8 protein-coding genes are annotated in these 11,990 nt (G+C 42.0%); 3 read left to right on the forward strand and 5 right to left on the reverse strand.

Annotation, left to right across the window (positions count from 1 at the left end):
* Positions 1-60: 60 nt before the first annotated feature.
* Complete coding sequence (locus Q4486_RS09255) at positions 61-1,416, forward strand: B-box zinc finger protein (RefSeq protein WP_303519168.1); 1,356 nt, start codon at positions 61-63, stop codon at positions 1,414-1,416.
* On the opposite strand, the gene Q4486_RS09260 is transcribed toward Q4486_RS09255, so the two are convergent.
* Positions 1,413-2,231, reverse strand: a complete 819-nt coding sequence (locus Q4486_RS09260; protein ID WP_303418077.1) for a pyruvate, water dikinase regulatory protein — start codon at positions 2,229-2,231, stop codon at positions 1,413-1,415. The genes Q4486_RS09255 and Q4486_RS09260 overlap by 4 nt on opposite strands.
* A gap of 341 nt (positions 2,232-2,572) precedes the next feature.
* On the opposite strand from Q4486_RS09260, the gene ppsA reads away from it, so the two are divergent.
* Positions 2,573-4,936, forward strand: coding sequence for a phosphoenolpyruvate synthase (gene ppsA / locus Q4486_RS09265; RefSeq protein ID WP_303519171.1), 2,364 nt, complete (start codon positions 2,573-2,575; stop codon positions 4,934-4,936).
* Positions 4,937-5,084: 148 nt separating this feature from the next.
* Here ppsA and rrtA read toward each other — a convergent pair whose 3' ends face one another.
* From rrtA to Q4486_RS09285, 4 genes are all read right to left on the reverse strand, one after another.
* Complete coding sequence (gene rrtA, locus Q4486_RS09270; RefSeq protein WP_303519173.1) at positions 5,085-5,714, reverse strand: rhombosortase; 630 nt, start codon at positions 5,712-5,714, stop codon at positions 5,085-5,087.
* Positions 5,715-5,732: 18 nt separating this feature from the next.
* Complete coding sequence (locus Q4486_RS09275) at positions 5,733-7,952, reverse strand: VIT and VWA domain-containing protein (RefSeq protein WP_303519175.1); 2,220 nt, start codon at positions 7,950-7,952, stop codon at positions 5,733-5,735.
* A 140-nt stretch (positions 7,953-8,092) separates the two neighbouring features.
* Positions 8,093-10,042 carry a bifunctional diguanylate cyclase/phosphodiesterase gene (locus tag Q4486_RS09280; protein WP_303519176.1) on the reverse strand — a complete coding sequence of 650 codons (1,950 nt, stop codon included), beginning with the start codon at positions 10,040-10,042 and terminating at the stop codon, positions 8,093-8,095.
* Positions 10,043-10,228: 186 nt separating this feature from the next.
* Positions 10,229-10,960: a helix-turn-helix transcriptional regulator gene (locus tag Q4486_RS09285; RefSeq protein WP_303519177.1), complete on the reverse strand. Its 732-nt coding sequence runs from the start codon at positions 10,958-10,960 to the stop codon at positions 10,229-10,231.
* 169 nt (positions 10,961-11,129) lie between these two features.
* Here Q4486_RS09285 and Q4486_RS09290 point away from each other — a divergent pair, with 169 nt between their 5' ends.
* Positions 11,130-11,984: a PA4780 family RIO1-like protein kinase gene (locus Q4486_RS09290; RefSeq protein WP_303519178.1), complete on the forward strand. Its 855-nt coding sequence runs from the start codon at positions 11,130-11,132 to the stop codon at positions 11,982-11,984.
* Positions 11,985-11,990: the final 6 nt, after the last annotated feature.

Raw genomic sequence — 11,990 nt, forward strand, 5'->3', positions numbered from 1 at the left:
GTGATTTAATACGCCGAGTTTTTATCGGTTTAACAACCGCTTGTAGGAGTTAAATGCAATATGGAGTATTGCAAATACCATCCACTAACTGCAGCAACCTATCATTGTGAACATTGTCAGATCAGTTTATGCGATCACTGTATTGATGATGATCCTGAATACCCCGAGCCGCGCTGTTTTGTCTGTGGGGGTGAGGTGGATAGTTTAGGTTCTGCCGATATCGCACCTTTCTGGCGGAGGTTGGATAGTGCTTTTCAATATCCAATGAATAAACAAACTATATTATTGATCATGATTGCATCGGTTCTCACCTCTATAGGTGCATTTATTGGCGGGATAACGGGTTTTTGTATATCTCTCGCAATAACCGCTATCACAACCAAATACAGTTTTCTGTGCTTACAAGGCACGACAATGGGGGTTCTCAGAGCACCTGATATGAATGAAGCGTTTTCCGGCGGCTTTAAAATCATATGGCATATTATTGTGATATTGATTGTTATCAGTTTAATGATTTCAGGTGTTGAAAGAGTCTTTGGGGGGCTTGTTGCCGTCTTATTTTTGATCTTTTGGATAGTCTGTTTGCCTGCTGTTTTTATTAACTATGCGCGGTTTGAGGATATAGGCCCAGCGATTAATCCCATTGAGATTGGGCGATTGGTTGTGACGCTAGGTAGTGCTTATCTGCTCTTACTATTATTTATTACGATCATGATGGCTTCGGTTGGTACCTTGCATGAGATATTAGACGAGCAATTCTATTTTTTCTCGGCGGTTTTACAGAGCATCGTCTCTTACTATTATCTGATAGTGATATTCCACTTAATGGGTTATCTCATTTTTCAGAAACAAAAAGCATTAGGTTTTTCTAGCCGTTTAGAATCATCGACACCTTCAGATCAACGCTCTGAGAAAAATAGAGTGTTGTCTAAAGTTGATATTCTTACCAAAGAGGGTGACTTTGAAGGGGCGCTGGCTACGTTTAAGCAGGGGACTAAAGTCGTCATCAATGATTATGATTTTTATAGCCGTTTCTTTGATTTTCTTTGTGGCATAAAGAGAATCAAGGAGATCGATAATCTCTTAGTCGATTATTTAGCGATTTTAAAAAACTATGGTCGGGAGAATCTATTAACAACGGTTTATCAGCGTATTTTGCTGCTCGATAAGCAATATGTACCGGCATCACCTGAAGTGCGTTATCAACTCGCCTTAGGGTGCTTTGATTCGGGCAAATCCCTTTTTGTTGTGAAATTACTGAATGGTTTACACCGAGATTTTCCTGATTATAAGGAGCTTATACCTGCATATGAGCTGATGGCTAAAGCGCTAGATGATCTTCCGAATAAAGAGCATCAAGCTGAAAAGTTTAGAGGCTTAGTACGGCAGTTAAAAGGCGCTTCAACGCAGGACTAATTCATCCTGCGATTGAGGCCTGCTTGCGCCATAATTCGGGTGGATATCTCTTCTATAGAGAAGTTAGTTGTATTAATACTGGGAATATTAAGTTTCTTAAATAGCTTCTCTACTTCACGCACTTCAAAATCACACTGGTCTAGAGAAGCGTACTTACTGTTAGCGCGGCGCTCATGCCGTATTGCCGCTAACTGAAATGAGTCAATTGTTAAGCCGTAGAGCTTATGTCTATATTTTTCAAGAACATCAGGTAACTTATTGAATTCTAAATCTTCTTCTGTGAGAGGGTAGTTGGCCGCTTTGATTCCAAACTGCATCGCCATATAAAGGCAGGTGGGTGTTTTACCGCATCGAGATACACCCACTAAGATAATATCGGCATTTGCATATTGGCGTGTTCTGGCACCATCGTCGTTGTCTATTGCGAAGTTGACGGAATCAATTCTATCTTTGTAACGCGTCTGCTCAACAATACCGTGGGACTTACCAACAGAGTAATTCGAGCGGGCATTGAGTTCGCTTTCGAGCGGTTTTAAAAAGCTTGAAAAAACATCAATTTTGAATGCGACAGATTCAGCAATAATGGCGCGAATATCTTCATTAACTACTGTATCGAAAATAAGCGGTCTTGTGCCATCTTTAGTTGCTGCATTGTTGATACGAGATACCGCTTCTTGCGCTTTTTCGGGCGTATCTATGTAAGGAAGTGTTATCTGCTCAAACTCTATACTATCGAATTGGGCTAAAAGACTGTGTCCTAAAGCTTCAGAGGTAATGCCGGTGCCATCAGAGATAAAAAAAGCTGTTCGTTTCATCATTGGTTTATAAATATAGCGGACAATAGAGTGAGCACTATAACAGATTGGCTAAAGTAGAGGGATTTTGATCCGGCTTAAATAGATCTGAAAAACACTATAAATAGAGTTTTAAGTCTGTAAATGCATTCGGGCTCTGCGATTTTCGCCTGTTTTAAATCATTTAAACTGGGCTTGGTAAGGATTTTTTGTTTTCACTCAAGTAAGATCAAAGTCAGATTAGCGCTCTTTTCGACGTTTAATCACATTATAATAAGTAGGAAAAGGTCAGCAAAATGTAATGCTGATAGATCCCCATGGGGTTGATAAACAGTTACGACAGCCGAGTAGGAGATAGACCGTTGCAGAACTATGTACTGCGCCTTGATCAGGTAGGTATGAATGATATAGAGAAAGTGGGTGGTAAAAACGCTTCTCTAGGGGAGATGTTGCAAGAGCTGGCGGGGGCAAATGTTAAAGTCCCGAACGGCTTCGCAACGACCGCGCTTGCCTATAAAGATTTTTTAACTTATGGCGGCTTAGAAGACCAAATTAAGGATAAGCTAGAACAGCTGGATACGAATAATATCCAAGATCTTAAAGAGGCAGGAAAAGCAATTCGTGCCTTAATTATGGGTGCTGAGTTTCAACCGCAACTTAATAGCGCGATTGAAGCCGCTTGGGCAGAAATGTCTAATGGCGAAGATATTGCGGTCGCTGTCCGTTCATCTGCAACAGCGGAAGATCTTCCAGATGCATCCTTTGCCGGCCAGCAGGAAACCTTTCTTAATGTTCGCGGGCTTGAGGATATTAAAGCCTCGATAAAAGAGGTGTTTGCATCGCTGTACAATGACAGAGCCATCTCCTATCGCGTTCATCACGGTTTTGAACATAGCGAAGTGGCCTTATCTGCCGGTGTTCAGAGAATGGTTAGAAGTGAGACCGGTGCTTCAGGTGTTATGTTTACCTTAGATACTGAGTCCGGTTTTAACCATGTGGTCTTTATTACTGCTGCCTATGGGCTAGGTGAAACCGTTGTACAAGGTGCGGTAAATCCCGATGAGTTCTATGTTTATAAACCTACGCTTAAAATGGGTGCGCCTGCGATTATTCGCCGAACTATAGGTTCTAAAGCGATCAAGATGGTTTATTCCGAACCCGGTTCCGAGAGCCCAGTTTGTACTGTCCAGGTTAGCCCAGAAGAGCGCTGTAGCTTCTCTATTGATGATGGCGATGTGGAAACGCTTGCTAAGATTGCTCTAGAAATAGAATCCCATTACGGGCGTCCTATGGATATTGAATGGGCGAAGGATGGGGATACAGGTGAAATATTTGTTGTACAAGCACGCCCTGAAACGGTGAAGAGCCGCAGTAATCAGGCTGTGATTGAACGCTATTTACTGAAAGAAACAAGCCGAGTTCTAGTTGAGGGTCGCTCTATTGGCCACCGAATTGGCTCCGGCAAAGTACGTATTGTCTATGACCTTAGCGAAATGGATAAGGTCCAACCCGGTGAAGTACTTGTTACGGATATGACAGACCCTGACTGGGAACCTGTTATGAAACGCGCCGCTGCAATCATTACTAACCGTGGTGGGCGTACTTGTCATGCGGCGATTATTGCCCGTGAACTAGGTATTCCTGCAATTGTTGGTTGTGGTGATGCGACAGAGCAGTTTGTTAATGGTCAGTTGGTGACAGCATCTTGTGCTGAAGGTGATACTGGGCGAGTGTATGAAGGCAAGTTAGATTACGAGCATCAATCTAATAGTGTCGAATCTATGCCGGAGTTACCTTTCCAAATTATGATGAATGTTGGAAATCCGGATAGGGCGTTTGATTTTCAGGCCTTACCTAGTGCTGGAGTCGGTCTTGCGAGATTGGAATTTATTATCAATCGCATGATTGGTATACACCCTAAAGCCTTGTTGAACTTTGATCAGCAAGCTCCTTCATTACAGCAAACGATTAAACGTCGTATCTCTGGTTATAAAAGCCCCGTCGATTTTTATGTTGACCGTCTTGTTGAGGGTATATCTACCTTGGCAGCGGCTTTCTATCCAAAGAAAGTGATAGTGCGTATGTCGGACTTTAAGTCCAATGAATACGGACACCTGATTGGCGGTGATATGTATGAGCCAAACGAAGAAAACCCTATGTTAGGGTTTCGTGGGGCTACTCGGTATATATCAGAATCATTTCGTGATTGCTTTGAGTTAGAGTGCCGAGCGCTTAAGCGTGTTCGTGATGAGATGCAGCTAACCAATGTGGAAGTGATGATCCCATTTGTGCGCACCCCAGGAGAGGCTAAGCAAGTGGTTGATCTTCTTGCGGCTAATGGTCTCAAACGAGGAGAAAATAGCTTACGTGTCATTATGATGTGCGAGATACCTTCCAATGCTTTGTTGGCTGAAGAGTTTTTAGAGCATTTTGATGGTTTCTCTATAGGGTCAAATGATTTGACTCAGTTAACATTAGGGCTCGATCGAGATTCTGGCGTTATTGCCCATCTTTTTGATGAACGAGATGAAGCGGTTAAAAAACTACTCTCTATGGCGATCTCTGCTTGTAAAAAACAAGGTAAATACATTGGTATTTGCGGCCAAGGCCCATCAGATCATCCTGATCTTGCGCGTTGGTTGATGGAACAGGGGATTGATACAATTTCCTTAAATCCAGATTCAGTGTTAGATACGTGGTTTTTCTTAGCTAATAACGAAAAATAAAGCTTAACCGCTTGGTTTAAAGGAGATTACTTATCGAGTGATCTTCCGCCAAGCGGGTTTTCTATAGCGCATTACCTGTAGGCTTATCCTCCTGTCTTTTTGAGCGTAAACGCTCGCCTTAAGTGAATACTCTTTTGCTTTTTAATCGTTATTTCGCCGATCGGTTTCGTCTATATAGGCACCATAGTGCAATGCCAATTGCTGCGCCAATTAGATGAGCGGGTGGATATAGGCTCCATCCCTCTGTGACAAATAGAGCGTTTTGAGCCGTTAGTTCTACAATGGTTTTAATGAGAATCATAAGCAAAGGAACAAGGCCCAGTAGGGATGGTTCTTTTTTATACCAAAACAGAGCGGCGAGGGTGATCACTGTATATAGAACACCTGAGATTCCTGCATAGCTTTCAAGGCTTGAAAGAGGTGAAAGTAGGTACAGATCTAACGCCGTAGCGGAGACAACTATTCCATATATTAAAAGCTTAGGGCTTTGCTTTTCGAGATAAAATGCGGCAACAGTAAAGGTTGTTAAATCCCATAACAGGTGGTTCCACGAGCTGTGTATTAAATGGCCGGTTATCAGCCGCCAATACTGTTGTTGTTCGATAATGGCGACGTAATCAAAACTTAATGAGTGAAGCCCTACTAAGCTGTTGGGTAGAACACCTAAAATCAACATTATTGCGCAGGCTATAAGAGTTACATAGGGGGTGGAGCCTTTATGAGGCGAAAGCCCCCCCCTTGGGGAGGCTGTGAATGTGTCGTTAAATAAGGAACGCATAATCATCATACCTTGCTATTAAACGTCTTTAGAGCGGTTTGAATGAGAGCGACTTAATTGAACTAATGCAATACTGGCGGCCATCAAGATAACCAACCAAGGGGATATGGCGCCACCTCCGGATCCAGAGCGGCTAGGCGATACGGATGCACGCTGCTGACTTTGGTTGGGTTGAGCAGAGGACGAGTCAATAAACATCGGCTGTTGTTGATCAACGCGGTTTTGCTGTGCCGTAACGGGTTGTTGTGCACGTAACTCGCGGGCTTTCTGTTCTTTCTCTACCCGTTGCTGATTATTACGTTGAATGTTTAATGCTTTAAATACCTCATCTCGTACCACAATCATTGAGGTGTAATCTGTTACTAAACCATATTCAATAGCCGTATCCGTTATCGCTTGCTCGGCGTCTTTATCTGTTCCTAAATAATCAATCTTTGCTTGTAGCTCCTCAATTGCTGCATAAGCCCATAAACGTTCGAGTTCTGGATGCTGAGTGGATTGTTCTGGAAGCATAAAACGTGTTTTGTAGCTCTTCTCTTTGCCATTAACAGTACCTGTTAATGTGATTTCAGCTTCGCCAGGCTGATAATAGTGACCAAAGACAGTTAACTGCTGACCATGATAAAGGGTGTTCACTAAACGAGGTTTTACGATCTCTTTACTACGTACGCCTGATACTTTTAGGCTGACATCGCGCATAGCTGCATGAGACATTTTGCCCTTTGCTAGCATTAATTGGCCCATAATGTCGTCAGCATTAGAGATTGACATAGCAAAGCCATTAGATACCCGTGTCATCTCCTCTAGTAGAGGGCGGTTGGCACTATTACCCATAATAAAGGTAAATAAGCGCGCATCACGTTTTTCTAGGAGATTAAGGAATTTTGATTTCTCAGTTTCACCAACATTAGCAACACCATCAGTAACAAGGATAATCGCAGTGCTGCGGTCGGAATCTAGTTGATCAATGCCATTTTTTAATCCTGCATATAGGTTGGTGCCATTTCCGGGTTGTACATTATCAAGCTGGGTCATAACGCGCTTAATGGTCTGTTTATCTGCGGGTTGATAACCTTGAGTGAAATTCTGTGCCTGATTATTAAAGAGAACGACTTTAAAACGATCTTGAGGCGGTAGCTGTCCCAGTCCCTGACGTACACCTTCTACTAAACTTGAGAATTTACCTTGCATTGAGCCGGATATGTCTAAGACGAAGACCCAGTCCCGTCCTTGTGTAACAAGAGGTAGATCAGTACCCGGTGTTAAGGTTAGCTTAAAGGTACCTTTACTGTTATTCGCCTCTTTATAGCTAATCATATCGACGCTGGCAGGAAGCCCCTCAGCTTGCCTCCAGTAGAGAAGAATATCTTTATTTAATTGTGTCAGTGTTGTTGGTTGGTTAAGTGTTTTTGTATCTGTTTCATCGTTAAGGTCTAAATGAGTGGGCGTATTCGTGTCCGGTGTTTCCAGGTCCGGTGAGATAGTGTGATCAATCCTATTGTGTACCTGTGTAGCGGTTTGGTTAATGAGCGCAGCTTGCCACTCATAAGGAGCGACTTGTTGTAGTTGGGCATTTGGATGTTGAGGCATGCGCAGCCCATCGACTGGATAGCTTGTACGCAGTTTTACATTAAAGGTAAACGCTTCTTCAACGGTTTCATTGCGGCTCCAAAAACTGTGTTTTTCAACATCTACACCGCCATCTTCAAGTGGATAAACATAACGACCTATACCTGTGTCCGTTTGAGTGTTTTGTAGATAGACCAGTTTTATTTTTACGTCTTGGTTTGCTTTAACTGGAAAAACGGAGATATCAAAAGTTTTATACTTATCTTTTTCCACAAGAGCTGTTTCATTGCCTTGTGCTTTCTGTTGTTCATAAATCTGTCGTGCTTGTTGCTTTTCGACGACTTCGCCAGTGACCGGTTTACCATCTATCCAGTAGCTGAACTCGCCAACAGCCGCTTTTTCTGGCACAGGAAACGAATAGATCGCTTCGAGGTCATTGCTGTTGGGATTGTGGAAGGTCTGCTCGATGGTCGTGGTGGCATACATATCTTCGATAACAACATTAACGTGGTGTTCTTTGATCTGTAAGTCAGTGTAATTTGCATTATGGGGTTTGAGTAAGCCCGCAGCTTCTATGGAAGGTGAATAGAATAGGGATGAGCTTAGACCAAAGCTTAGACCTAACGCTGTTAAGAGTGCTGTTTTGTGTGTGCTTGTTAAGTTAGTCATTATGTTTCCCTCGTGAATGAACGAGGGAAAGATTGATGGAATTTGTTTTTAGCTAATACGTTTCTATGTAAAGTTACGAGATATTGAACTTTGGGTATTATATTTCAATACCAGAGCTTGTTTTTGGTTGAGTAAGACGCTTATTGCATTGATGTGGTTTCAGCAATGGATTGAAAGGAGGCGCCAAATTGATTTGTGAGATCCAGATAGTTTTGGGGTTTGCTAAATAAATAGCCTTGTAAGTAGTGAACGCCGAGCGCTTTTAGTTTGTTTTTTTGCTCAACTGTTTCTACACCTTCAGCAACAACTTTATAGTTAAGTTCATTGGCCATTAGCATTACTGCTTTAATAATAGTCGCTCCATTTGAATCTAGTTTGTTGACGAAGGAGCGATCAATCTTAACAATGTTTACCGCTAGGTCTTGAATAACTGATAATGATGAATAGCCGGTTCCAAAGTCATCGACGGAGATAAAAAAACCTAAGGTTTGTAGCTGTTTTATTGCCTGTAAAAGCTTTGGCTTATCACTAGAGAAAACTGATTCTGTAATCTCGATATGGAAGAGGTTAGTATCAACTTGGTACTTATCTATCATATTCCTAACGATGTTTACAAACTCAGCATCTTCAAATTGAACGATAGAGACATTGATACAGATTTTTATATTTAAGCCATCTTGCATCATTAATTTTTGCTGTTGTATCGCTTTCTCAAGCACCCAATAGCCGATCTCTCGTATAGCGCCATGTTTTTCTGCTAAAGGGATAAACACATCAGGGGGAATCGCTTTTCCTTTATGTTCCCATCGCAGCAAGGCTTCCACGGCGTGGCATTCACCATTTCTAGTATCAATGATAGGTTGATACACAAGGTTAAGCTGTTTTCTAGAAACTGCCTTTCTGATAGCGGAAGAGAGTGCAAAGTCGCGTTGTACCTTTTCTGCTAGATCTTTGCTAAAAAGCACATAGTCCGTTTTTTGTGTATGTTTATTTTCATACATTGAGACATCGGCGAAAGAGATCAATTCCTCTATAGATTGGCTATGGCTGGGAAAAATAGATACGCCAATGGATGCATTTAAGTCAATTTTATACTCATCAAATATAAAGGTAGATTCAATCAGGGTATTGATTTTATTGGCAATGATCTCGACTTGTTTTTTGTTAGTTGTTTTAGCAAGGATAATAAATTCATCGCCACCCCAACGGCAGATTAAGGCATTATTATCGAAATTCTCTTTTAAACGTGATGCCAATTGTTTAAGAAGAGTATCTCCCACATGATGTCCAAAGTTATCATTCACTGGTTTAAAACTGTCTAAATCAATAAAAAATACAGATAGGTGTTTGTCTTTGGCAGTATGTTTTATCTGCTCATTTGCTGCTTCGATAAAGGCGGGTCGGTTTAAGAGCTTAGTGAGTGAGTCTAGCTGACTTAATTCAATGATCTTGTCTGTTCTTGATTCAACTTCACTTTGCATGTTTTTGAGCAGTAGAGTGTGTTGATAGCGGAGCCTGATGGAGTCTAAAGTGAATCGAGCCGATTTATACGCACTAAAGAATATAATGCCAGCGAAGATTAAGCCTAAAACCCCTAGTAGTTGGTGCTCAGGCGTACTTGATGAGGTTAATAGTAGTGAATAGGGGACGAGTAAAATTTGCGGGTAGAGGATTGCAAGCAGTAGATCTCCGGATAAAACGGTGGATGCGCCGCCTGCTAAGGTTGCAACAATGACCATTGATATACAAAGTTGATAAAGATCAGAGTCGGAATAAAAGTAAATACAATAAAAGGCCCAGAGTGAAGCGGTAAGTAATGCGCCTATGCGGAACCGTAAGAGGTCGCTGGATGTCCCTAGTTCGCCTTGTTTTGACTTAACACACCAAGTGTAACTGTGGAATAGTCGCCATAGCATCAATAACAATACAGCTACCCACCAGCCCAGTCTTACGTATGCATGGCTTGTTGAATCAAACCAAAAGACTAAGCCTGAAGCAGCGGCTAGCATTATTAGAAAGCCTGCATAGGAACTCCGATAGAGAAACTCTAATCGATCATTCAGTTCAACTTTATGATTACAGGAACGCAATATCAAACTCCATTAACATAAAAAACACTTTTTATGTCGAGATAAAAAACGACCAGAGCCTACGGTAAGTGTAGTTAACTTATACTTAATTGATTTTGTAAGTGTATTCCTAGATTCGCATTCCTTCCAGTAGCGTTTTGTTGAACAAGGTTAGCGCTAACCGTTTTCTATTTTTATGAGGGATATTTACTTACTCATTTTCTTAAATAGAGAGTACTGCCACTGGCGAATGGCTAAAACCATAGTTGTGCCATTTTTTTGCTGGCTTGGTGCTGCATGATCCTCTTGCATCAGTTCATTAAACTCGGCAGCTAAGCGCTCCATCTTTTTTTGTAAGCGGGCGTTAGAGCTATCGGTAAGGATCGCGTTGGTGACGATGAGTTTTTCGTTAGCTTTATCAAAACGAGAACTGAAAAAGTCTTGTTCTACCTTCTCTTGAAAGAACTGCTGTATGGGACCATTTGGTAACCAGTGAAAATTGGGGGCGACTAAAAGTTTGACTCTATTGTTGGGTAATAGATCTATAATTTTTAATCGATCAAGCTGTGCTAACTTTTGAATACAGGTAGTTTCAGGGATATCATATGTGTAGATAATATCGTCATAAGACATACCGCTTATAACGCTTACAGTGATTAGCAGAAGGGTTAAATCGTTAGCGATCTCTTTTTCCTGCTCTCGGGTTAGCTGTATGAGTTGATGTTGCGCTTTACTCATCCGTTGTACTAACTCGGATAGCTCGATATTTAGCATATCGCAAATGCGCTCTAAGCGTTCTAAGGTAAAGTTTTTATCTGCAAAAAGGCGCTTTACTGATGCTTCACTCAGTTCTAGAGCGTTAGCAACATCCACATAGGTTTTTCCTTGTGCCTTCAACTCGCGCTTTAGAGTATCAATCAGTGGTCCTGCTTGTGCCATAAATAAGCCTTTAAATAGAAAGGAGATCGGGTTGTTATCTTATCTGAAACAATAATTGCGCGTCAGTAAGCGTTTAACGAATACTCTTGTTAAAAAGATCGGCGGATAAAATTGCTTCTTTTTATTTCATATAGTTTCATATGTACTCTAATCCATGTATAAGGGCACCATGAAAATCCCTAAAAGAATACAACCACTTGTTGATGATGGTCTAGTCGATGAAGTTCTCAGGCAGTTAATGAGTGGCAAAGAGGCGGTAGTGTACGTGGTACGTTGTGGATCAGAGATCCGTTGTGCCAAAGTTTATAAAGAAGCGGCAAAACGTAGCTTTAAGCAAGCCGTACAGTACCAAGAAGGCCGAAAAGTGCGGAATAGTCGCCGTGCGCGCGCCATGGAAAAAGGTTCTAAATTTGGTCGAGACCAGCAGGAAACTCTTTGGCACAATGCTGAAGTCGATGCTCTTTACCGTTTAGCTGCGGCAGGGGTTAGAGTTCCTGAGCCTTATGGCTGTTTCGACGGCGTTTTGCTGATGGAATTAGTTACGGACGATAATGGTGAAGTCGCACCACGTCTTAATGATGTGGCGATGAGTGCCGAGCAGGCCTTAGCCGATCATGCGATTGTGATTCGCGATATCGTTAGAATGCTCTGTGCCGGCTTAGTCCACGGTGACCTATCTGAATTTAATGTGCTAGTTGATGCCTACGGCCCCGTTATTATTGATCTTCCTCAGGCGGTTGATGCGGCAGCGAATAATCACGCCCAGTGGATGCTGGAACGTGATGTTAATAATATGCGTAGCTATTATGGGCAGTACGCGCCGGAGCTATTAAATACGCAGTATGCTAAAGAGATCTGGGCACTCTATGAAGAGGGCGATTTAGCCCCCGATACTGAATTAACTGGGTTATTTGAAGAGAGTGGCGAAGCTGCTGATGTTGATTCAGTTCTACTTGAGATCAAAGAAGCCTTTGCTGAAGAGCAAGAGCGCCTTGCGCGTATAAGCGACTCAGAAGAGTCTTGATTGATT

This window comes from Neptuniibacter sp. 2_MG-2023, assembly GCF_030547495.1.
Classification (GTDB): Bacteria; Pseudomonadota; Gammaproteobacteria; order Pseudomonadales; family Balneatricaceae; genus Neptuniibacter.